General features: G+C 65.7%; 19 protein-coding genes. 6 read left to right on the plus strand and 13 right to left on the minus strand.

All coding sequences use genetic code 11. The features are described from left to right. Positions 1 to 79 precede the first annotated feature (79 nt). On the plus strand, positions 80 to 1,486 hold the full coding sequence (locus ACNFIA_RS30630) for an aminoacyl-tRNA deacylase and HDOD domain-containing protein (RefSeq protein ID WP_259758102.1): 1,407 nt from the start codon (positions 80 to 82) through the stop codon (positions 1,484 to 1,486). A 146-nt stretch (positions 1,487 to 1,632) separates the two neighbouring features. Here ACNFIA_RS30630 and ACNFIA_RS30635 read toward each other — a convergent pair whose 3' ends face one another. The 5 genes from ACNFIA_RS30635 to ACNFIA_RS30655 all read right to left on the minus strand — a co-directional run bounded on the left by ACNFIA_RS30635 (position 1,633) and on the right by ACNFIA_RS30655 (position 4,426). Further along, a complete protein-coding gene (locus tag ACNFIA_RS30635; protein ID WP_045217727.1) occupies positions 1,633 to 2,034 on the minus strand; it encodes a hypothetical protein in 402 nt (133 codons plus the stop codon). Positions 2,035 to 2,169: 135 nt separating this feature from the next. Further along, positions 2,170 to 2,442, minus strand: coding sequence for an HU family DNA-binding protein (locus tag ACNFIA_RS30640; RefSeq protein ID WP_017520695.1), 273 nt, complete (start codon positions 2,440 to 2,442; stop codon positions 2,170 to 2,172). Between the two features lie 196 nt (positions 2,443 to 2,638). Continuing rightward, positions 2,639 to 3,793, minus strand: a complete 1,155-nt coding sequence (locus tag ACNFIA_RS30645) for an NAD(P)/FAD-dependent oxidoreductase (RefSeq protein ID WP_416790825.1) — start codon at positions 3,791 to 3,793, stop codon at positions 2,639 to 2,641. A 100-nt stretch (positions 3,794 to 3,893) separates the two neighbouring features. Continuing rightward, complete coding sequence (locus ACNFIA_RS30650; protein WP_017520693.1) at positions 3,894 to 4,061, minus strand: rubredoxin; 168 nt, start codon at positions 4,059 to 4,061, stop codon at positions 3,894 to 3,896. Positions 4,062 to 4,258: 197 nt separating this feature from the next. After that, complete coding sequence (locus ACNFIA_RS30655; RefSeq protein ID WP_259758104.1) at positions 4,259 to 4,426, minus strand: rubredoxin; 168 nt, start codon at positions 4,424 to 4,426, stop codon at positions 4,259 to 4,261. Positions 4,427 to 4,661: 235 nt separating this feature from the next. On the opposite strand from ACNFIA_RS30655, the gene ACNFIA_RS30660 reads away from it, so the two are divergent. Together ACNFIA_RS30660 and ubiA are read left to right on the plus strand one after the other, a co-directional pair. Beyond that, positions 4,662 to 5,201: a chorismate lyase gene (locus ACNFIA_RS30660; protein WP_259759503.1), complete on the plus strand. Its 540-nt coding sequence runs from the start codon at positions 4,662 to 4,664 to the stop codon at positions 5,199 to 5,201. A gap of 27 nt (positions 5,202 to 5,228) precedes the next feature. Continuing rightward, the gene (ubiA, locus tag ACNFIA_RS30665) at positions 5,229 to 6,119 is read left to right on the plus strand and encodes a 4-hydroxybenzoate octaprenyltransferase (protein ID WP_416790826.1); all 891 of its coding nucleotides are present in this window, start codon (positions 5,229 to 5,231) and stop codon (positions 6,117 to 6,119) included. Positions 6,120 to 6,230: 111 nt separating this feature from the next. Here ubiA and ACNFIA_RS30670 read toward each other — a convergent pair whose 3' ends face one another. Beyond that, entirely contained in the window at positions 6,231 to 6,596 is a 366-nt protein-coding gene (locus ACNFIA_RS30670) for a hypothetical protein (RefSeq protein ID WP_416790827.1), read from the minus strand. Between the two features lie 310 nt (positions 6,597 to 6,906). On the opposite strand from ACNFIA_RS30670, the gene phoB reads away from it, so the two are divergent. From phoB to ACNFIA_RS30685, 3 genes are all read left to right on the plus strand, one after another. Next, complete coding sequence (phoB, locus tag ACNFIA_RS30675) at positions 6,907 to 7,596, plus strand: phosphate regulon transcriptional regulator PhoB (protein WP_054910046.1); 690 nt, start codon at positions 6,907 to 6,909, stop codon at positions 7,594 to 7,596. A gap of 39 nt (positions 7,597 to 7,635) precedes the next feature. Beyond that, positions 7,636 to 8,940 carry a phosphate regulon sensor histidine kinase PhoR gene (phoR, locus tag ACNFIA_RS30680; RefSeq protein ID WP_416790828.1) on the plus strand — a complete coding sequence of 435 codons (1,305 nt, stop codon included), beginning with the start codon at positions 7,636 to 7,638 and terminating at the stop codon, positions 8,938 to 8,940. A 92-nt stretch (positions 8,941 to 9,032) separates the two neighbouring features. Next, positions 9,033 to 10,373 carry a hemolysin family protein gene (locus ACNFIA_RS30685; protein WP_259758108.1) on the plus strand — a complete coding sequence of 447 codons (1,341 nt, stop codon included), beginning with the start codon at positions 9,033 to 9,035 and terminating at the stop codon, positions 10,371 to 10,373. Between the two features lie 148 nt (positions 10,374 to 10,521). Here the strand turns inward: ACNFIA_RS30685 and ACNFIA_RS30690 are convergent, their stop codons facing one another. From ACNFIA_RS30690 to pstS, 7 genes are all read right to left on the minus strand, one after another. After that, entirely contained in the window at positions 10,522 to 11,421 is a 900-nt protein-coding gene (locus ACNFIA_RS30690; protein WP_416790829.1) for a peptidoglycan DD-metalloendopeptidase family protein, read from the minus strand. A 124-nt stretch (positions 11,422 to 11,545) separates the two neighbouring features. Next, positions 11,546 to 12,439 (minus strand): response regulator, encoded by an 894-nt coding sequence (locus ACNFIA_RS30695; RefSeq protein ID WP_259758110.1) that lies wholly within the window; start codon positions 12,437 to 12,439, stop codon positions 11,546 to 11,548. Between the two features lie 131 nt (positions 12,440 to 12,570). Next, positions 12,571 to 13,314: a phosphate signaling complex protein PhoU gene (gene phoU, locus ACNFIA_RS30700; RefSeq protein WP_416790831.1), complete on the minus strand. Its 744-nt coding sequence runs from the start codon at positions 13,312 to 13,314 to the stop codon at positions 12,571 to 12,573. Between the two features lie 165 nt (positions 13,315 to 13,479). Next, entirely contained in the window at positions 13,480 to 14,316 is an 837-nt protein-coding gene (gene pstB / locus ACNFIA_RS30705) for a phosphate ABC transporter ATP-binding protein PstB (protein ID WP_259758112.1), read from the minus strand. A gap of 52 nt (positions 14,317 to 14,368) precedes the next feature. Then, positions 14,369 to 16,045 (minus strand): phosphate ABC transporter permease PstA, encoded by a 1,677-nt coding sequence (gene pstA / locus ACNFIA_RS30710; protein WP_259758113.1) that lies wholly within the window; start codon positions 16,043 to 16,045, stop codon positions 14,369 to 14,371. A 24-nt stretch (positions 16,046 to 16,069) separates the two neighbouring features. Then, positions 16,070 to 18,103 carry an ABC transporter permease subunit gene (locus tag ACNFIA_RS30715; RefSeq protein ID WP_259759504.1) on the minus strand — a complete coding sequence of 678 codons (2,034 nt, stop codon included), beginning with the start codon at positions 18,101 to 18,103 and terminating at the stop codon, positions 16,070 to 16,072. Between the two features lie 395 nt (positions 18,104 to 18,498). Beyond that, a complete protein-coding gene (gene pstS / locus ACNFIA_RS30720; protein ID WP_259758114.1) occupies positions 18,499 to 19,470 on the minus strand; it encodes a phosphate ABC transporter substrate-binding protein PstS in 972 nt (323 codons plus the stop codon). Positions 19,471 to 19,879: the final 409 nt, after the last annotated feature.

The following is a 19,879-nucleotide window of genomic DNA, read 5'->3' on the forward strand; positions in this document are numbered from 1 at the left end:
TCATCGGTCAGTTGACTGCTCGGTCACGCTGACTGCGTGGTTATACTCCGACCCAGCCGTTGATAACCGGATCACATTCATGAGCGACGCCGCACGCGCCCCATCCGACTCCTCGCAGGCCCCCGAGGTCATCCTGCAGCTGCTCGCCAAGCTGGGCATCGCGTCTCGCGAAGTCTGCGACGCCACGACGCTGCCGGCCGCGCGCCGGGTGCAGGCCAGCCTGCTGGAAGACGCCGTCGGTACCCTGCTGGTGCTGTTCCCGCAGAGCCAGTTGCTGGACCTGAACCGCCTCGCCGAACTCACCGGGCGCAAGCTGGTGGCGGTCAAGCCCGATCGCCTGGAGCGCATGCTCGGCAAGCACCAGCTCGGCCGCCTGCCGGCGCTGCCGCCGCTGACCAGCTCGCCGTGCCTGTACGACGAGCGCCTGCTGCAGGAGCCGCAACTGCTGATCGAATCCGGCGCGCCGGGCACGCTCCTGGAAATTCCCACGGCGGCTTTCCGCGGCCTGCTGGAAAAGGCCAGTGCAGCGCGTTTTGGCGTGCCGCTGGAATCGATCCGACCGAACCTCGACCGCCCGGACGATGACCGCAAGGAAATCACCCAGGCCGTGCAGGCGTTCACCGCCCGCCGCATCCAGCAGCGCCTCGAGGAAACCATCGAGATTCCGCCGCTGCCGGAAACCGCGCAGAAGATCATCAAGCTGCGGGTCGATCCCAATGCCACGGTGGACGACATCACCGGCGTGGTGGAGACCGACCCGGCGCTCGCCGCGCAGGTGGTCAGCTGGGCGGCATCGCCCTACTACGCTGCGCCCGGCAAGATCCGTTCGGTGGAGGACGCCATCGTCCGCGTGCTGGGTTTCGACCTGGTGATCAACCTCGCCCTGGGCCTGGCCCTGGGCAAGACCCTGAGCCTGCCCAAGGACCAGCCGCAGCACGCCACGCCCTACTGGCACCAGGCGATCTACACCGCCGCGGTGATCGAGGGCCTGACCCGCGCCGTGCCGCGCGCCGAGCGCCCGGAGGCCGGCCTGACCTACCTGGGCGGGCTGCTGCACAGCATCGGCTACCTGGTCCTGGCGCACATCTTCCCGCCGCACTTCTCGCTGATCTGCCGGCACCTGGAAGTGAACCCGCACGTCGAGCACAACCTGGTCGAGCAGCACCTGCTGGGCATCACCCGCGAGCAGATCGGCGCCTGGCTGATGCGCACCTGGGACATGCCGGAAGAGATCTACACCGCGCTGCGCTTCCAGCACGATCCGTCCTACGCCGGCGACTGCTCGGCCTACGCCAACCTGGTGTGCCTGGCGACCCGCCTGCTGCGCAACCACGGCATCGGCAGCGGCCCGGAGACCGACATTCCGCAGGACCTGCTGGATCGCCTGGATATCCCGCGGGAGAAAGCCGAGGACGCCGTGCGCAAGGTGCTCGACGCCGAAGCGGTGCTGCGCGAGCTGGCCAGCCAGTTCAATCCGGGACACTGATACGCCTTTCGTAGGAGCGAGCTTGCTCGCGAACATGGGCTGGCACCGAGCGCCTCCGGTTCGCGAGCAAGCTCGCTCCTACAAGAGCTTTCCCATCACACGAAAAAGGCCCCGTCAGGGGCCTTTTTTCCGTCCGTCAAAGCGCCTCAGGCGGCCTTCTTGTCGCTGGCCGGGGCGGCTTTCTTCTTCGGCTTGAGGTACTTCACCAGGCCCTGGAACCAGATCACCAGGCCAGGATTGCCCTGGATCTGGATGTCCTTGTTCTGGATGCCCTGCATGAACGCCAGCTGAGGGTTCTTCGAGGTCATGGTGGCGAAGCCGTAGGCGCCATCCTTGAAGCCCAGCGCGAAGGCCGGCTGTGGATGGGTGCCGCGACGGGCGCTGACCTTGAGGTCCTTGACGATGTAGTGGCGGGCGACCTTGCCGTCGAGCGTGTGGAGCTGGAACACCAGGTCCTTGCCTTCGAGCTGCTTCTGGAACGCCGGGTTTTCGCGGCTGGCCTTGGCCATCAGGCGACCGAGCATCCACAGGAGAAGACGGAATTTCATGCACAAACCTCGACGTTCGAGACAATAGTCTGCGCATTGTAGCCAGTTTGAAAACGGACTACATCCGGTCTTTTGGAGGGATTGTGTAACCGCAGGAGGCAACCCGGAGCCGCGCAGGCCCCGGGCCAGACACGATCAGTTGACGGCGTCTTTCAGCGCCTTGCCCGGTTTGAAGGCAACGGTGTTGCTGGCTTTGATCTTGACCGGTTGACCGGTTTGCGGGTTCTTGCCAGTACGGGCGCCACGGTGGCGCTGAACGAAGGTACCGAAGCCGACAAGGGTAACGCTGTCCTTGCGGTTGAGCGCGCCAGTGATTTCATCCAGCAGCGCGTTCAGCACCTTGTTGGCTTGTTCTTTGGTGAGGTCGGCCTTCTCGGCGATCGCGGCGGCGAGTTCTGGTTTACGCATAAATGCCTCTTTGACGGTTTGTTGTTGTTGTGTCCGTGCTGTCTTCCCAACAGCGCCCAAGGCACCGCAGGCTCGCCGTACAGGCTCTAGGCTGCGGCAGACGGGGGGAGAATGGCACGCCGCAGGCTGGTACGCCAGTATCGTCTGACAATTTGCGAGCACTTTCCCAAGGCAAATACGCCATTGGCGGCGCCTGTCACGCCAGTAGTGCCGGCAACTCCTTGTTCAGCGAGAGTTTTTCGCTCACGGCAGCCCCAGTCAGGGCATAGCCCAGCAATCGACCGGCGGTATCCCGGCATAGCACCTTGAGGTCCGGGCCAGAGCCTTCCACCTGCCATTCGCCCTCGCTGCCACGCGGTGGCGGCGATACCACCAGCGGGCACACCGGCGTTTTCACCGTCACCGGCATGGCGCCGTAGGCCACCGGGGTCGGCTTGCCGGCCAGGGTCTGCGCCAGCGCGCGGGCGCAGGACATCAGCGGCATCACGTAGAGCAGGTTGAGGCCGTCGACTTCGGCGCAATCGCCCAGGGCATAGATATTGGCGTGGGAGGTGCGCAGCTCGCGGTTCACCATCACGCCGCGGTTGACGTCCAGGCCGGCAGCGGCGGCCAGATCGACGCGCGGGCGCAGGCCGACGGCGGAAACGACCAGGTCGCAGGCGATCACCTGGCCATCGGAGAGGTGTGCTTCCAGCGCATCGCCCGCGCGCACCAGGCGGTTCAGCACCGGGCCGAGGTGGAAACGTACGCCGAGGCCTTCCAGGCCCTGCTGTACCGCCTGGGCGGCGGCCGGGTGGAGCAGGCCGGGCATGACCTGTTCGCAGGGCGCCACCACGTCGATCTGGTAGCCGCCGCTGGAGAGGTCGTTGGCGAACTCGCAACCGATCAGGCCGGCGCCCAGCAGCAGCACACGACGCTTGCCGGCGGCAGCGCGGCGGAAGCGCGCGTAGTCTTCCAGGTCGTTGATCGGGAAGACCAGGTCCTGGGCGTCGCCGTCGACCGGCACGCGGATGGTTTCGGCGCCCCAGGCCAGCACCAGGTCGCGGTAGCGGATCTCTTCCTCGCCGATCCAGATGCGCCGGTGGCCCGGGTCGATGCCGGTGACGCGGGTATGGGTGAGGATGCGCGCCTTGAGCTGGTCGGCCATGGCGCCGGCTTCGGCCATGGCCAGGCCGTCGGCGTCCTTGTCCTTGGAGAAGCCGGTGGAGAGCATCGGCTTGGAGTAGGAGCGGCCGTCGTCGGCGGTGATCAGCAGCAGCGGCGTCTCGCTGTCCAGCTTGCGCCACTCGCGGGCCAGGTTGTAGCCGGCCAGGCCAGTTCCGATGATCACCAGCGGTGCGTTGTCGCTCATTGCTCTCTCACCTCAAGAATCGCCACCCGGTAAAGACGGCACTTCGTAAAGACGGCACGGCGGCCGTGGGGCCGCCGCATGAATTCGTTCTGACGGGCGCTTACGAGATTTCGATCATCTCGAAATCGATCTTGCCCACGCCGCAATCCGGGCACACCCAGTCCGCGGGGATGTCCTCCCAGCGCGTGCCGGGGGCGATGCCCTCGTCCGGCAGGCCCAGTGCCTCGTCGTAGATGAAGCCACAGACCACGCATTGCCATTTGCGCATCGACCAGCCCTCCTGCGATTGCCCGCTGACGCTAACGCATCGGCGCGCACCGGCCTACGGCGGGCGCGACGCCGGGCTCCGTCAGCAGGGCCAACCCGGCGCCCCTGCAGTCTACCGCGTCGGGCGGGCACGTGCCGGGGCCAAAAACGCCGACGGCGGCCCGAAGGCCGCCGTCGCGGGAATCCATCCTGGCGGGATCAGCCGATTTCGATCATCTCGAAATCCAGCTTGCCGACGCCGCAATCGGGGCACAGCCAGTCTTCCGGCACGTCTTCCCAGCGGGTACCGGCGGCGATGCCCTCTTCCGGCCAACCCTTGCTCTCGTCATAGATCAGGCCACATACCACGCACTGCCACTTCTTCATCAGCTCTCACCCTCAGGTTCTTGTCGCTTGGACGTCAGTGCATCCAATGTCCGGCTTTGTACTGGCGATACCGCCTGCGCGCAAGTCCCTTGAAAATCACCGGATGACCGGCCAAACCTTTGGTGGGGTTTTGCGTAAGGCACTCTTGCGGACAACGCAATCGGAGCCGCAAAGCCGCCATGTTAAGCTGCCGCGTCCCTGGCCAACCGCAGTACCCATCGTGCCCGAAGCCGCCCTGATCCACCCGCCCCGCTGGCTCACCGCCGCCCAGTTGCATCCTGCGCCGACCGCCCTGATCCAGGACTGGTTGTTCGATGAAGGATCGCTGACGCGCCGGCTGACCGCCCTCTCTGCCGACCACTTCGCCGTGCAGCCGCTGGCCGAGGGCTGGCACCGCCTGCGCACCGACGAGTGCGCCGCGCTGGGCGTGCCGGACGGCAGCCAGGGCTGGGTGCGCGAGGTGTACCTGAAGGGCCACGGCACGCCCTGGGTATTCGCCCGCAGCGTGGCCGCGCGCGCGGCGCTGGAAGGCTCGGGCTTCGACCTGCGGCTGCTCGGCACGCGTTCGCTGGGCGAGTTGCTGTTCAGCGACCGCGCCTTCCAGCGCGGCCCCATCGAGGTGTGCCGCTACCCCGCCGCCAGCCTGCCCGCCGACGTGCGCGCGGAGCGCCTGTGGGGACGCCGCTCATGCTTCAGCCGCGATGGCCTGGGTGTGCTGGTCGCCGAGGTTTTCCTGCCGTCGCTGTGGCACCGGGTGGAACAACAGCCCGTATAATTCCCGGATCGTTTTCCGGAGGCTGCCATGTTCGTCGCCCTGATCAAACCCCTCACCCGCCTGCATCCCCGCGCCTGGGACTTCATCCAGCTGACGCGCATGGACAAGCCGATCGGCATCTACCTGCTGCTCTGGCCGACGCTGTGGGCGCTGTGGATGGCCAGCGGCGGCGTGCCGAGCGCGAAGAACCTGGTGATCTTCGTCCTCGGCACCGTGCTGATGCGCATGGCCGGCTGCGTGATCAACGACTTCGCCGACCGCAAGCTGGACGGCCACGTCGAGCGCACCAAGGCCCGCCCGCTGGCGACCGGCAAGATCACTGTGCGCGAGGCCTGGATTGCCTTCTTCGTGCTGCTGGGCGCCAGCTTCCTACTGGTGCTGTGCACCAACGCGCAGACCATCTGGCTGTCCTTCGGAGGCGCGGCGGTGGCGGCGCTCTACCCCTTCATGAAGCGCTACACCTACTACCCGCAGGTGGTGCTCGGCGCGGCGTTTTCCTGGGGCATTCCGATGGCCTTCACCGCGGCCAGCGGCACGTTGCCGGCGGTGGCCTGGCTGCTGTTCTTCGCCAACGTGCTGTGGACGGTCGCCTACGACACCTACTACGCGATGACCGACCGCGAGGACGACCTGAAGATGGGCATGAAGTCCACGGCGATCCTCTTCGGCGACGCCGACCGGGTGATCAACCTGACGCTGCAGGGCCTGATGCTCCTGCTGCTGATCCTCGCCGGCAACAAACTGGCGATGCACCTGGCGTACTACCTCGGCCTGGCCGTGGCGGCCGGCTGCTTCGCCTGGCAGTTCCACTCCACGCGCGACCGCGAGCCGATGAAGTGCTTCAAGGCGTTCCTGCACAACCACTGGGCGGGGCTGGCGATCTTCCTCGGCACGGTGCTGGACTTCGCCCTGCGCTGAGCGCGGCGACCTTGTAGGAGCGAGCTTGCTCGCGAACCCGCTTGATACTGAAGTGCCAGGCAAAGTTCGCGAGCAAGAACTGGGCGTCCCCCTCGCTCCTACATGAAGCCGTTACGGCTTGGCCATGTGCCAGACGCCCATCTTGCCTTCGCCGGCCATGTCGCCGGCCTTCTTGTCCTGCACGAAGGTGTACAGCGGCTTGCCCTTGTAGGCCCACTGCACCGTGCCGTCATCGCGCTTGATCAGGGTCCACTCACCCATGGCCTTGGCGTCCGCCGAGGCCATCAGCGGCGGCCAGTTCTGTGCGCAGCCGCCGTTGCACATCGACTTGCCGCCGCTGTCCTTGTCGAAGGTGTAGAGCGTCATGCCCTTGGCATCGACCAGCATGCCGTTCTTCTCCATGCCGGGCTCGCCGGCCAGGGCGGACATGGCCGGCAGCATCAGGCCCAGTGCCAGGGCCGGGAATAGCAGTTTCATAGCGCTTCTCCTCTGGTGAGGTGGAAACGGCGCGAGCATCGGCGCAAGGGCGGGCGGGATTGCAGGCAGGGCCGGCCGGCTACGTCGACAACGCACTCACTACCGTCATCGCAACACGTCGGCGTCGGGGCGCCGGGCACACCGCCGACCGGGCCGGTGCGTTCCGTTTGCGCCGCACGGTGAATGCACGGCGACCCTCTGAGCATAGACGAGCGCTCTGGAACGAGGCTCGGCTACCATCGGGGTGTCACATTCATGAAATATTTCCGTTATCTAATGCGGCGCAATACAGAAATTCTGAGGCCTCAGCATGGTTGGCAAGACAATCCTCATCGTCGATGACGAAGCTCCGATCCGGGAAATGATCGCCGTAGCCCTGGAGATGGCCGGCTACGAGTGCCTGGAGGCCGACAGCGCGCAGACGGCCCACGCGGTGATCGTCGATCGCAAGCCGGACCTGATCCTGCTCGACTGGATGCTGCCGGGCACCTCCGGCATCGAGTTGGCCCGCCGCCTCAAGCGCGACGAGCTGACCTCGGCCATCCCGATCATCATGCTCACCGCCAAGGGTGAAGAGGACAACAAGATCCAGGGCCTGGAAGTCGGCGCGGACGACTACATCACCAAGCCGTTCTCCCCGCGCGAACTGGTCGCACGCCTGAAGGCCGTGCTGCGCCGCACCGGTGCCGGCGACAGTGAGACGCCCATCGAGGTCGGCGGCCTGATGCTCGACCCGATCAGCCACCGCGTGACCATCGACGGCAAGCCCGCCGAGATGGGCCCCACCGAGTACCGCCTGCTGCAGTTCTTCATGACCCACCAGGAGCGCGCCTACACCCGCGGCCAACTGCTGGACCAGGTCTGGGGCGGCAACGTCTACGTCGAGGAGCGCACCGTCGACGTGCACATCCGCCGGCTGCGCAAGGCCCTGGGCGAGGTCTACGAAAATCTGGTTCAGACCGTGCGCGGCACCGGGTATCGTTTCTCGACTAAAAGCTGACCGAGTCCTCGACTCGACGGGCACAAGGAACGGAATGTCGTGACCCAGAACTGGAGTGGCGTGCTGATACGCCACCTGCTGCTCGTCGTCGCCGGCGGCGCAATGCTCGGGCTGGTGACCGGCCAGTACGGCTGGGCCATCGCCGTGGCGCTGGGCGCCTACCTCGGCTGGTCGACCTGGCAACTGCTGCGCCTGCACAAGTGGCTGAAGAATCACCAGCCCGACGAGGCCCCGCCCGATGGCTACGGCCTGTGGGGCGAGGTATTCGACAGCATCTACCACCTGCAGCGGCGCAACCAGCGCGCCCGCGGGCGCCTGCAAGCGGTGATCGACCGCATGCAGGAATCCACCGCGGCGCTGCGCGACGGCATGATCCTGCTCGACCGCGACGGCAACCTGGAGTGGTGGAACCAGTCCGCCGAGCGCCTGCTGGGGCTCAAGAGCCCGCAGGACGGCGGCCAGCCGGTGACCAACCTGGTGCGCCATCCGCGCTTCAAGGAATATTTCGAGGCCGAGGACTACCGCGAGCCGCTGGAACTCACATCGCCGATCAACGACAACCTGCGCTTGCAGTTCCACATCACCCTCTACGGCGCCGGCGAGCACCTGATGCTGGTGCGGGACGTGACCCGCGTCCACCAGCTGGAACAGATGCGCAAGGACTTCGTCGCCAACGTCTCCCACGAGCTGCGCACGCCACTGACGGTGATCGCCGGCTACCTGGAGACGCTGCTGGACAACGTCGAGGACGTGAACCCGCGCTGGACCCGCGCGCTGCAGCAGATGCAGCAGCAGGCCGGGCGCATGCAGAACCTGCTCAACGACCTGCTCCTGCTGGCCAAGCTGGAAGCCACCGATTACCCCGCGGACAACAAGCCGGTGGCGGTGGACCTGATGCTGTTGTCGATCCGCAACGACGCCCAGGCGCTGTCCGGGGCGCGCAACCATCGCATCAGCCTGGAGGCGGATGCGAAGGTGAAGCTCAAGGGCAGCGAGGCCGAGCTGCGCAGCGCCTTCTCCAACCTGGTGTTCAACGCCGTGAAGTACACCCCCGACGAGGGCGAGATCCGCATTCGCTGGTGGGCGGACGAGCAAGGCGCGCACCTGGCCGTGCAGGACAGCGGCATCGGCATCGACCCCAAGCACCTGCCGCGCCTGACCGAGCGCTTCTACCGCGTGGATTCCAGCCGCAACGCCAGCACCGGCGGCACCGGACTGGGCCTGGCCATCGTCAAGCACGTGCTGCTGCGCCACCGCGGCACCCTGGACATCAGCAGCGTGCCGGGCAAGGGCAGCAGCTTCACCTGCCACTTCCCGCCGCAACAGGTGGAAAGCCGCGCATAAGCGTGCCCGAGGTCGACTCTGGTATAGACGGGCTTGCCAGGCGGGCCCCGCGAACCGCATTCTTGTCCGTCCATTCTTGAACCAACAGAACCATGGACCCTTCCCCTAGTAGCAACTTCCTCACCTATTTCGCCGATTTCGGCCTGATCCTGTTCGCCCTGTTCCTCGTCGTGCTCAACGGTTTCTTCGTCGCCGCCGAGTTCGCCATGGTCAAGCTGCGCTCGACCCGCGTGGAGACCATCGCCAACCAGCACGGCTGGCGCGGCACCATCCTGCGCAAGGTGCACAACCAGCTCGACGCCTACCTCTCCGCCTGCCAGCTGGGCATCACCCTGGCCTCCCTGGGCCTGGGCTGGGTCGGCGAGCCGGCCTTCGCCGAGCTGCTCGAACCGCTGCTGGCCGCGGTCGGCGTGCACTCCGAGGAAGTCATCCGCGGCGTGTCGTTCTTCACCGCATTCTTCATCATTTCCTACCTGCACATCGTGGTCGGCGAGCTGGCGCCCAAGTCCTGGGCGATCCGCAAGCCGGAGCTGCTGTCACTGTGGACGGCGGTGCCGCTGTACCTGTTCTACTGGCTGATGTACCCGGCCATCTGGCTGCTCAATGCCAGCGCCAACGCCATCCTGAAGATCGCCGGCCAGGGCGAGCCGGGGCCGCACCACGAGCATCACTACAGCCGTGACGAGCTCAAGCTGATCCTGCACTCCAGCCGCGCCCACGACCCCAGCGACCAGGGCATGCGCGTGCTGGCCTCGGCGGTGGAGCTGGGCGAGCTGGAAGTGGTGGACTGGGCCAACTCCCGCGAGGACCTGGTCTACCTGGAGCGCAACGCGCCGCTGGACGACATCCTCGCCACCATCCGCCGCCACAAGTACAGCCGTTACCCGGTGTACGACAGCGAGAAGGGCGAGTTCATTGGCCTGCTGCACATCAAGGACCTGCTGCTGGCGCTGGCCACCCTGGACAGCCTGCCGGAGTCCTTCGACCTCGACGAGTTGACCCACCCGCTGGAGAAGGTCACCAAGCACCTGCCCCTGGCGCGCCTGCTGGAGCAGTTCCGCCAGGGCGGCTCGCACTTCGCGCTGGTGGAGGAAGCCGACCACAAGATCGTCGGCTACCTGACCATGGAAGACGTGCTGGAGGTGCTGGTCGGCGACATCCAGGACGAACACCGCAAGGCCGAGCGCGGCATCGTCGCCTACCAGCCCGGCAAGCTGCTGGTGCGCGGCGACACCCCGCTGTTCAAGCTGGAGCGCCTGCTGAGTGTCGACCTGGACCACGTCGAGGCGGATACCCTCGCCGGCCTGGTCTACGACACGCTCAAGCGCGTGCCGGAGGAAGAGGAAGTGCTGGATACCGAGGGCCTGCGCATCATCGTGAAGAAGATGAAGGGCCCCAAGATCGTCCTCGCCAAGGTGGTGAAGCTCGACTGAGGGCCTCGCCCCTGAATGAAAAAGGCTGCCCTCGGGCAGCCTTTTTCATTCTGTAGGAGCGAGCTTGCTCGCGAACCCGCCCCAGCTCCAACGTCGCCGGCTAGCACGGTTCGCGAGCAAGCTCGCTCCTACAGGCAGTCCGCTGAGGTCAGTGCTCCCGGACCACCGCGAAATTCGGCAGCGTATCCACCGGCTGGGCGAAGTCGTAGGGAATCGAGACGAGGTCCAGGCCGACGTTGCGCTGCACCACGAAGTGCAGGTGCGGGCCGCTGCTGTTGCCGGTGTTGCCCGACTTCGCCAGCGGCGAGCCGGTGGCGACGCGCTGGCCCTCACGCACCAGCACCGAGCCGCGCATCAGGTGCAGGTACACCCCCATGGTGCCGTCGTCGTGGAGGATGCGCACGAAGTTGCCGGAGGGGTTCTTGCCACGCCCGTTCTGGCTGTTTTCGACCTTCACCACGGTACCGCCGCGCGCGGCGATGATCGGCGTGCCCACCGGCATGGCGATGTCCATGGCATAGCGCCCCTTGGGCGTGAAATGGCTGTAGCGGCCGTTGGCGCCCTGGGTCAGGCGGAACGGGCCGCCCACCCAGGGCAAGGCGTACTGGTAGGACTGCGGTGTGGGCCGTGGGTCACCCAGGGCATAAGTGAGCTTGGGCTTGTAGCGCATCGGCTTGCTCGGGTCCCGCGGGGCGAGGGTAGCGAGGCGGATCGAACTGCGCGGCGGCAGCACCCAGCGAATCGGTTTCGCCGGCGCGCCGACGGCGTTCTGCGCGCCCGTCACGCTCAGCTCCACCTCCACCGGTGCGTAGAGGTCGTTGCGCACCTGCAGCGTTTCGCCGCCGGCGCGCTTCTTCGTCTCCAGCTTCACCTGCTCTTCCAGGTGCTCGACCATGCGATCCCGGAAAACGAACACAGCCGCGCCCGGCACGGCCTTGTCCGTGTAGGTGACCACGCCGTTGGCGTCGGTGTACTTGTAGATGGTGACGGCCGAAGCCGTCCCGGATGCGGCCAAGAGACCGCACAGGAGGATACTGCGCCCTAGCATGTCGACTCTGGTTATAGGTCACTGCGACGCAACGAAGACTAGCAGCGTAGCCCGTGCGTCGCGACCTGCCGCCGGTCGGGGTGTGAAGCAGTACTGCCCACCGGTCGGCGCGTGCCCCGGCGGGTCAGGCGCCGGGCACGTAGTGCTTCTGCGAGCTGCCGCGAGCGATCAGGCGCGACAGGTAGTCGAGCTTCTGCGGATCGCGATCGACGAAGCGGAAGGTCAGCTGCAGCCACTCGCTGTCGGGCTTGGGCTCCAGCGCGGCGACGGCATGCAGGTAGCCGTTGAGGCGAGCGACGTCGCTGTCTTCCTCCAGGTCCAGCACGGCGCTTTCCAGCACCTGCGGCAGCGGCGTGCCGCGCTTCACCACCAGCAGCGCTTCCTTGAGGCTGAGCGCCTTGATCACGCAGGGCAGGCTCGCCGACGGCAGGCGCAACTGGCCCTGCTGGCCCTTGGCGCCGCTGCGGGCGGCAGGCGCGGCAGCAGCCGGTGCCGGAGCAGCCGGGCGCGGCGCAGCAGGCGCGGCCGCCGGACGCACCACCTCGGCCTTGCCGCCGGTCAGCGCGGCTAGCGAGTCGTTGGGCATGGAGCCGACCAGGCTGCGCTGCGGCGCCTGGGCGGCGAGCGCCTCCAGCTTGCCGGCGCGGGACAGCGCCTTCTTCACCTTGCTCACCAGCTGGTCGTTGGAGAACGGTTTGCCGATGAAGTCGGAAACGCCGGCCTGGATGGCCTGCACCACGTTTTCCTTGTCGCCGCGACTGGTCACCATGATGAACGGCGTGGTCTTCAGGCTGTCCTGCTCGCGGCACCAGGTAAGCAGCTCGATGCCCGACATCTCGGGCATTTCCCAGTCGCAGAGGATCAGGTCCACGGCCTGGCGGGCGAGGAACTGCTGCGCCTTGCGGCCGTTGACCGCTTCTTCGATCTGCAGGCCGGGGAAATGGTCCCGCAGCCCCTTCTTCACCAGGTCACGGATGAACGGAGCATCATCCACGACCAGCACACTGACCTTGCCCATCGGCATCTCCCTAAACGATAGGGCGAAGGATAGCCTTGCCGGGTGGCTACATGCCATTGGCGCAGGACCGCTCGGCCATAAAATGACGAACCCGGCGCGCGGCCGGGTCCTTTTTGGTACGGGCGTCAGACTTATTCGGGCTTGTCGGCCTTGCCGGCGGTGCCCTGGACCTCTTCCTTCATGCGGGTCAGGCCGATGTGCCGGACGTCGGTGCCGCGCACCAGGTAGATCACCAGTTCGGCGATGTTGCGCGCGTGGTCGCCGATGCGTTCCAGCGAGCGCAGGGCCCAGATGACGTTGAGCACGCGGGAAATGGCGCGCGGGTCTTCCATCATGTAGGTAACCAGCTCGCGCAGGGCGGTCTTGTACTCGCGGTCGACGGTCTTGTCGTACTGCGCCACCGACAGCGCCAGGTCGGCGTCGAAGCGGGCGAAGGCGTCCAGCGCCTCCTGCACCATCTTGCGCACCTGGTTGCCGATATGACGGACCTCGACGTAGCCGCGCGGCGACTCGCCTTCCTCGCACAGTTGGATGGCGCGGCGGGCGATCTTCGAGGCTTCGTCGCCGATGCGCTCGAGGTCGATCACCGACTTGGAGATGCTGATGATCAGGCGCAGGTCGGAGGCGGCCGGCTGACGGCGGGCGAGGATGCGCAGGCACTCCTCGTCGATGTTGCGCTCCATCTGGTTGATCTGGTCGTCGATCTCGCGCACCTGTTGCGCCAGGCCCGAGTCGGCGTCGATCAGCGCGTTGACGGCGTCGTTGACCTGCTTCTCCACCAGGCCGCCCATGGCCAGCAGATGGCTGCGCACGTCTTCCAGCTCGGCGTTGAACTGCTGAGAGATGTGGTGGGTGAGGCTTTCTTTGTTGATCATGTGCAAACCCTTGAAAGGTGCGAAGTTCAGAACTCAGTCTTTTTCCGGTCTCATCCGGAGCATTGAGGCCCTTGAGAAATCTTCGCTGGCGCGAAGGCGGAGCGCCGGCAGTACATCCCGTACGGCAAGCTCCGCCGACAAAGCCAGAGGAGATTTCTCATGGCCTCAACCATAGCGACCGGTGATGTAGTCTTCCGTCTGCTTCTTGGCCGGGTTGGTGAACAGGGTATCGGTATCGCCGAACTCGATCAGCTTGCCCATGTACATGAACGCCGTGTAGTCGGAAACGCGCGCGGCCTGCTGCATGTTGTGGGTGACGATGACGATGGTGAACTTGGATTTCAGCTCGTAGATCAGCTCTTCGATCTTCAGGGTGGAGATCGGGTCCAGCGCCGAGCAGGGTTCGTCGAGCAGCAGGACTTCCGGCTCCACGGCGATGGTGCGGGCGATGACCAGGCGCTGCTGCTGGCCGCCGGACAGGCCAAGGGCGGACTCATGCAGGCGGTCTTTCACTTCGTCCCACAGCGCGGCGCCCTTGAGCGCCCACTCGACGGCTTCGTCGAGCACGCGCTTCTTGTTGATGCCCTGGATGCGCAGGCCGTACACCACGTTCTCGTAGATGCTCTTGGGGAACGGGTTGGGCTTCTGGAACACCATGCCGACGCGGCGGCGCAGTTCGGCGACATCGACGTTCTTGGCGAAGATGTTGTGCCCGTCGAGGCGGATCTCGCCCTTCACATGGCAGCCATCGACCAGGTCGTTCATGCGGTTGAAGCAGCGCAGCAGGGTGGACTTGCCGCAGCCGGACGGGCCGATGAAGGCGGTCACGCGCTGCTTCGGAATGTTCATGCTGACGTCGAACAACGCCTGCTTCTCGCCGTAGAACAGGCTCAGGCCGGGCACTTCGAGGGCGACGGTTTCGCTTTCCAGGTTCATGCCCTGGCGGTCGCCGCGGCCGAGCGCGCCGATGTCGATGCCGTGGGTTGCGGTTTCGTGTTGCATGTTCAGTCTCCTTGGGAGGCTTGGCGGCGAGCCGGGCCCGCCGCCTGCAGAATCAGTTTTCCAGCGCCTTGTACTTTTCGCGCAGGCGGTTACGGATGGCGATGGCCGAGAAGTTCAGCAGGGCGATCACCATCACCAGCAGCAGCGCGGTGGCGTACACCAGCGGGCGCGCGGCCTCGACGTTCGGGCTCTGGAAGCCGACGTCATAGATGTGGAAGCCCAGGTGCATGATCTTCTGGTCCAGGTGCACATAGGGGTAGTTGCCGTCCACCGGCAGCGCCGGGGCCAGCTTCACCACGCCCACCAGCATCAGCGGCGCCACTTCACCGGCGGCGCGGGCCACGGCGAGGATCAGGCCGGTCATCATCGCCGGGCTGGCCATCGGCAGGACCACTTTCCACAGGGTCTCGGCCTTGGTCGCGCCCAGGGCCAGGGAGCCTTCGCGGGTAGCCCGCGGGATGCGCGCCAGGCCTTCCTCGGTGGCGACGATCACCACCGGTACCGCGAGGATGGCCAGGGTCAGCGAGGCCCAGAACAGCCCCGGCGTGCCGAAGGTCGGCGCCGGCAGGGCTTCGGGGAAGAACATGCGGTCGAGCGAGCCGCCCAGCACGTAGACGAAGAAGCCCAGGCCGAACACGCCGTAGACGATCGCCGGGACGCCCGCGAGGTTGTTCACCGCGATGCGGATGATCCGGGTCAGCAGGCCCTGGCGAGCGTATTCGCGCAGGTAGACCGCGGCGATCACGCCGAACGGGGTGACGATCACCGCCATTACCAGGGTCATCATCACGGTGCCGAAGATGGCCGGGAAGATACCGCCCTCGGTGTTGGCTTCACGCGGATCGTCGCTGAGGAATTCCCACAGCTTCTTGAAGTAGAAGCTCAGCTTGGCGCCCACGCCCATCTGGTTGGGCTGGTAGGCATGCACCAGCTTGCCGACGCTGATCTCGGTCTGCTGGCCGGAGGCATCGCGCATGACGATGCTGTCGCGGTTGAACTCCGCGTGCAGGGCATTGAGCTGTTCCTCCAGTACCTTGTACTGGGCGTTCAGCTCGGCACGGCCGGCGGCGATATCGGCCTCGGCAGTGGCGTCCAGCTTGTTGTTCAGCTGCAGGCCACGTTCCTTCAGGCGCAGACGCTCCAGGCCGTGGTTGATGCCGCCGATGTCCTTCTTCTCCAGCTGGTAGAGCTTGGCGTAGAGCTCATCGACGCGCTTGAGGCGGGTCTGCAGCTCGGCCATGGCGCCCGCGCCTTCGGCGACCACCTTGCCATTTTCCTTCACGCTCAGCAGGTAGCCATAGAAGTTGCCCCACTCGCGGCGCTCCAGGGTCACCAGCTCGGCCGGATGGCGCTTGTCGCCCAGCCATTCGCCGATCACCCAGGAGAAGTCGCTGCCATAGAGGTCGCGGTTACCCAGCTTGAGCAGCTCGCGGGTCATGAACTCCGGGCCGTCGTCCGGCACCGGCAGGCCGGCGCCGCGCAGGCGGGCACGGGGCACCTGCTCGACCTGGACTTCTTCGCCGATCAGGGTCTTGGCGGCTTCACCCGGGACGCTGTAGGTCGCCTCGATCACATCCGCCGGCCAGAAGTGGCCGAGGCCGCGCACGGCGATCACGGCGAGCAGGCCGATGGTCATGATCACGGCGATGGACACCGCCCCTGCGTTCATCCACACCCAGGGAGTACCGCTGGCGAACCACGCTTTGACGGATTCCTGTTTCTGTTTCACGGAACTAGCCTCGTCAGGCGTCGCTTAGAGCGACGCGTATTTCTTGCGCAGGCGCTGACGGATCAGCTCTGCCAGGGTGTTCATCACGAAGGTGAAGGACAGCAGTACCAGTGCCGAAAGGAACAGCACGCGGTAGTGAGTCCCGCCCACCTCCGACTCGGGCATTTCCACCGCGACGTTCGCCGCGAGGGTGCGCATGCCCTGGAAGATGTTCACGTCCATCACCGGGGTGTTGCCGGTGGCCATCAGCACGATCATGGTCTCGCCCACCGCGCGGCCGAGGCCGATCATCAGGGCCGAGAAGATGCCCGGGCTGGCGGTCAGGATCACTACGCGGGTCAGCGTCTGCCAGGGCGTGGCGCCCAGGGCCAGGGAGCCGTAGGTCAGGCTCTTGGGCACGCTGAAGATGGCGTCTTCGGCGATGGAGAAGATGTTCGGGATCACCGCGAAGCCCATGGCCAGGCCGACCACCAGGGCATTGCGCTGGTCGTAGGTGATGCCCAGGTCGTGGCTGATCCACAGGCGCATGTCGCCGCCGAAGAACAGGGTCTCCAGGTGCGGGCTCATCCACAGGGCGAAGGCGCCGGTGGCGAGAACCACGGGGATCAGGATCGCCGCTTCCCAGCCGGCCGGCAGGCTCAGGCGGATGCGCTCGGGCAGGCGGCTCCAGATCAGGCCGGCGGCGAGGATGCCCAGCGGCGTGAGCAGAAGCAGGCTGAAGATCCCCGGCAGGTGGCCTTCGACGTACGGTGCCAGGAACAGGCCGGCGAAGAAGCCGAGGATCACCGTCGGCAGCGCTTCCATCAGCTCGATCACCGGCTTGACCTTGCGGCGCATGCCCGGGGCCATGAAGTAGGCGGTGTAGACGGCGGCGGCGATGGCCAGCGGCGCGGCGAGAATCATCGCGTAGAAGGCGGCCTTCAGGGTGCCGAAGGTCAGCGGCGACAGGCTCAGCTTGGGCTCGAAGTCGGTGGTCGCGGCGGTGGACTGCCAGACGTAGGACGGCTTGTCGTAGCTCTCGTACCAGACCTTGCCCCACAGCGCGCTGAAGGACACTTCGGGGTGCGGGTTGCTCAGGCTGAAGCGACGCAGCTCGCCGCCCTGCTCGAGGATCAGGCGGTTGGCGCGCGGCGACAGGGCCAGCGGGCCGGCGGACGGGGCGACGTTCTCCACCAGCAGCGTGCGGTGCGCGGTGCTGTGGAAGATGCCCAGGTTGCCTTGCTTGTCGAGGGCCAGGAAGCCCTTGCGGCGCTGCTCCGGCGCGATGCTGGAGATCGGCTGGTCACCCAGCTTGAAGTCGCGCACATGGGACAGGCGCGGTTCGCCGTCTTCGCCACGGGCCATGAACCACTGGCTGATGCCACCCTTGGAGTTGCCGACCATCAGCGAGATGCCGCCCAGCAGCTGGCTGCTGGCAGTTACTTCGGCGGAGGCGTCATCCAGCAGCTTGTAGCGGCCGTTGAGCTGGTGGCTGTTGAGGTCGAACACGTCGGCCTGGGCGCGGCCATTGAGCACATAGAGCCACTGCTTGCGCGGGTCCATGTAGATGGCCTTCACCGGCTCGGCGATCTGCGGCAGATTGATGCGCTCTTCCTGCAGGGTGCTCTCGCCGGTGAGCATGTTTTCCTGCTGGGTCAGGCTCAGCAGCAGCAGTTCGCTGCCGGTGGACGCGGCGAGCAGCAGGCTGTCGTCGCCCGAGACGATGGCGACGTGCTCCAGCGGACGGCCCTGGGGGTCCAGGTTCATCGGCGCTTCGCCGTAGGGGTACTCGATGTGCGGTGCGATGGTCTTCTTGTTGTCCGGGTAGGTGACCTGGTAGCTGTGCTTGAACACCAGCACCTGGCCGTTGGACAGACCCAGTGCCACGGTCGGGTGGCCCGGCTGGTCCTCGGCGATGGAGGTGACGCTGCTACCGGCCGGCAGCTTCAGCGCAACGCGGTCCATCTCGTCGCCTTTCTTGGCGTCGAAGAACACGACCTCGCCGTTGGCGGCGACGCGCATGCCCACCATGTTCTGCTCTTCGATGCTCAGCAGCAGCGGCGCCTGGGCCGTCTTCAGCCAGGCCGGAGCCAGGGGGTCACGCGTCTCCAGTTCGGCGCCGCGGAACAGCGGCAGCACGACGTAGGCGAGGTAGAAGAAAATCAGGGTAATGGCAGCCAGCACGGCGAGACCGCCGACCAGCACGTACCAACGGGTCAGTCGATCCTTGAGCGCCCGGATACGGCGCTTGCGCTGCAGGGCAGGCGTATTGAAATCGATCCGCTCGGGGAGAGAAGAAGTCATCGGGGAGTTGGCCATGTCGTTCATGGGGTGACACCCTAGCGGCTCTGTATGACAGAAAGATGACATGGAAGTGACGCGACAAAGCCCACCAGCAGAGCCTTGCTGGCGGGCCCGGTCGAGTATGCGTCAGCCCATGCCGGGCGGTGGTTCCCGCCCGGTTGGAGGACTGATTACAGACCCAGATCCTTGATCGCTTTCTCGGCGACTTTGGACGGCAGCGGGATGTAGCCGTCTTTCACGACAACCTGCTGGCCAGTCTTGGACAGCACCATCTTCAGGAACTGGGCTTCCAGCGGGTTCAGCGGCTTATTCGGCGCCTTGTTGACGTAGACGTAGAGGAAGCGCGACAGCGGGTAGGTGCCGTTCAGGGCATTCGTCTCGTTGTCTTCGATGAATTCGCCGCCTTCCTTCTTGGCCAGGGCAACGGTCTTCACGCTAGCGGTCTTGTAACCGATGCCGGAGTAGCCCACGCCGTTCAGGGACTGGCTGACCGACTGAACCACGGAAGCCGAACCCGGCTGCTCGTTCACGTTCGGCTTGTAGTCGCCTTTGCACAGGGCTTCTTCCTTGAAGTAGCCGTAGGTGCCGGATACGGAGTTGCGACCGAACAGTTGCACGGGCTTGTTGGCCCAGTCGCCGGTCAGGCCCAGATCGCCCCAGGTCTTCACTTCCGACTTGCCGCCGCACAGGCGGGTGGAGGAGAAGATGGCGTCGACCTGCTGCATGGTCAGGCCCTTGATGGGGTTGTCCTTGTGCACGAAGATCGCCAGGGCGTCCACGGCAACCGGAACAGCGGTCGGCTTGTAGCCGTACTTCTGCTCGAAGGCCTGCAGTTCGACGTCCTTCATCTTGCGGCTCATGGGGCCCAGGTTGGCGGTGCCTTCGGTCAGAGCCGGCGGCGCAGTGGAGGAACCGGCGGCCTGGATCTGCACGTTCACGTTCGGGTACAGGCGCTTGTACTCTTCCGCCCACATGGTCATCAGGTTGGCCAGAGTGTCGGAACCGACGCTCGACAGGTTGCCCGACACACCGCTGGCTTTCTGGTATTCCGGCAGGGCCGGATCAATCGCGGCTACCGCACTGGCGGTGCCTACGCCTGCAGCGACAAAAGTCAGGGCCGCCATCAAACGCTTGAGTTTCATGCCTTGCTCCTTGAGGAGAATGGGGTTGGATGGAACGGGGGCCAGTATCGTCAGGCCGCATGAAGACTCTATGACGCGAATGTGACAGTTGGATGAAATGCCATCAGTCTGTTGGCAAGCGGTTGCAACAACGCCCAGCGGAGTAGCCTGCAGGGCGGGAAAGGGCGTTCCAGAGCCTTCCCAAGGGCGCTGATGCTCTTCGTAGGAGCGAGCTTGCTCGCGAATCAGGCGAACACAAATCACCCGGGCGGGCTTCAGAAGCGAGATTTATAAGGGCAGCCTAAGCAGCACACCCGGCTTTTTCGCGCGCAAAAGCAAAACCCCCGGCCAGCGATGCTGACCAGGGGTCTTGGGATAGGAGCTTGACGATGACCTACTCTCACATGGAGAAACTCCACACTACCATCGG

Source organism: Pseudomonas sp. NY15437 (genome assembly GCF_048068435.1).
In the GTDB taxonomy this organism is placed as follows: Bacteria; Pseudomonadota; Gammaproteobacteria; order Pseudomonadales; family Pseudomonadaceae; genus Pseudomonas; species Pseudomonas nitroreducens_B.

What these genes read in the sequence shown, in the direction of transcription:
- phoU (WP_416790831.1), bottom strand. Translation starts at nt 13,314, where the DNA reads ATGATCAACAAAGAAAGCCTCACCCACCACATCTCTCAGCAGTTCAAC.
- ACNFIA_RS30635 (WP_045217727.1), bottom strand. Translation starts at nt 2,034, where the DNA reads ATGAAATTCCGTCTTCTCCTGTGGATGCTCGGTCGCCTGATGGCCAAG.
- ubiA (WP_416790826.1), top strand. Translation starts at nt 5,229, where the DNA reads ATGTTCGTCGCCCTGATCAAACCCCTCACCCGCCTGCATCCCCGCGCC.
- ACNFIA_RS30650 (WP_017520693.1), bottom strand. Translation starts at nt 4,061, where the DNA reads ATGCGCAAATGGCAATGCGTGGTCTGTGGCTTCATCTACGACGAGGCA.
- ACNFIA_RS30630 (WP_259758102.1), top strand. Translation starts at nt 80, where the DNA reads ATGAGCGACGCCGCACGCGCCCCATCCGACTCCTCGCAGGCCCCCGAG.
- ACNFIA_RS30670 (WP_416790827.1), bottom strand. Translation starts at nt 6,596, where the DNA reads ATGAAACTGCTATTCCCGGCCCTGGCACTGGGCCTGATGCTGCCGGCC.
- ACNFIA_RS30695 (WP_259758110.1), bottom strand. Translation starts at nt 12,439, where the DNA reads ATGGGCAAGGTCAGTGTGCTGGTCGTGGATGATGCTCCGTTCATCCGT.
- ACNFIA_RS30655 (WP_259758104.1), bottom strand. Translation starts at nt 4,426, where the DNA reads ATGAAGAAGTGGCAGTGCGTGGTATGTGGCCTGATCTATGACGAGAGC.
- ACNFIA_RS30640 (WP_017520695.1), bottom strand. Translation starts at nt 2,442, where the DNA reads ATGCGTAAACCAGAACTCGCCGCCGCGATCGCCGAGAAGGCCGACCTC.
- ACNFIA_RS30645 (WP_416790825.1), bottom strand. Translation starts at nt 3,793, where the DNA reads ATGAGCGACAACGCACCGCTGGTGATCATCGGAACTGGCCTGGCCGGC.
- pstS (WP_259758114.1), bottom strand. Translation starts at nt 19,470, where the DNA reads ATGAAACTCAAGCGTTTGATGGCGGCCCTGACTTTTGTCGCTGCAGGC.
- ACNFIA_RS30685 (WP_259758108.1), top strand. Translation starts at nt 9,033, where the DNA reads ATGGACCCTTCCCCTAGTAGCAACTTCCTCACCTATTTCGCCGATTTC.
- phoB (WP_054910046.1), top strand. Translation starts at nt 6,907, where the DNA reads ATGGTTGGCAAGACAATCCTCATCGTCGATGACGAAGCTCCGATCCGG.
- ACNFIA_RS30690 (WP_416790829.1), bottom strand. Translation starts at nt 11,421, where the DNA reads ATGCTAGGGCGCAGTATCCTCCTGTGCGGTCTCTTGGCCGCATCCGGG.
- pstB (WP_259758112.1), bottom strand. Translation starts at nt 14,316, where the DNA reads ATGCAACACGAAACCGCAACCCACGGCATCGACATCGGCGCGCTCGGC.